This is a genomic window from Protofrankia sp. Cas3 (assembly GCF_963555955.1).
Taxonomy (GTDB): Bacteria; Actinomycetota; Actinomycetes; order Frankiales; family Frankiaceae; genus Protofrankia.
In genome coordinates this window covers 1-1,251 of record NZ_CAUVXP010000118.1, presented here as the reverse complement: position 1 = coordinate 1,251, position 1,251 = coordinate 1, and the positions used below count along the sequence as shown (strand labels likewise).

General features: G+C 74.2%; 1 protein-coding gene. It reads left to right on the top strand.

The window, feature by feature from the left end; genetic code table 11:
- On the top strand, window positions 1–1,251 hold a 1,251-nt coding region (locus U9983_RS19510), incomplete at both ends, for a hypothetical protein (protein ID WP_322755420.1).

Sequence of the window (1,251 nt, the reverse complement as noted above, 5' to 3'; positions counted from 1 at the left end):
GCGGGCTGGTACCCCATCTACCGCCCGACCAACGCGAACCGGTCCTCACCCAGGCCCTGGCCGCTGCCACCGCAATCGACTGGCCGTCCCACCGGGTGTTGGCGGTGAGCGGGCTGGTACCCCATCTACCGCCCGACCAACGCGAACCGGTCCTCACCCAGGCCCTGGCCGCCGCCACCGCAATCGACTGGCCGTACCACCGGGCGTGGGCGCTGTGTGGGCTGGCACCCCATCTACCGCCCGACCTGCTCACCCAGGCCTTGGCCGCTGCCACCGCAATCGACGACCCGCGCCCCCGGGCGGTGGCGGTGAGCGGGCTGGTACCCCATCTACCGCCCGACCAACGCGAACCGGTCCTCACCCAGGCCTTGGCCGCCACCGCAATCGCAATCGCAACCGCAATCGACGACCCGGACGACCCGGACGCCCCGTTCGACCGGGCGTGGGCGCTGAGCGCGCTGGCACCCCATCTACCGCCCGACCTGCTCACCCAGGCCCTGGCCGTCGCCACCGCAATCGACGACCCGGACGTCCGGGCGTCGGCGCTGCGCGGGCTGGCACCCCATCTACCGCCCGACCTGCTCACCCAGGCCCTGGCCGTCGCCACCGCAATCGACGACCCGGACGTCCGGGCGTCGGCGCTGCGCGGGCTGGCACCCCATCTACCGCCCGGCCTGCTCACCCAGGCCCTGGCCGCCGCCACCGCAATCGACAGGCCGTCCAACCGGGTGTGGGCGCTGCGCGGGCTGGCACCCCATCTACCGTCCGGCCTGCTCACCCAGGCCTTGGCCGCTGCCACCGCAATCGACAAGCCGGAGGCCCGGGCGTCGGCGCTGCGCGAGCTGGCACCCCACCTACCGCCCGACCAACGCGAACCGGTCCTCATCCAGGCCTTGGCCGCTGCCACCGCAATCGACAGGCCGTACTCCCGGGCGTCGGCGCTGAGTGGGCTGGCACCCCACCTACCGCCCGACCTGCTCACCCAGGCCTTGGCCGCTGCCACCGCAATCGACTGGCCGGAGGCCCGGGCGTCGGCGCTGCGCGGGCTGGCACCCCACCTACCGCCCGACTTGCTCACCCAGGCCCTGGCCGCCGCCACCGCAATCGACTGGCCGTACCACCGGGCGTCGGCGCTGAGTGGGCTGGCACCCCACCTACCGCCCGACCTGCTCACCCAGGCCTTGGCCGCTGCCACCGCAATCGACGACCCGCGCCCCCGGGCGGTGGCGGTGCGCGGGCTGGTACCCCATC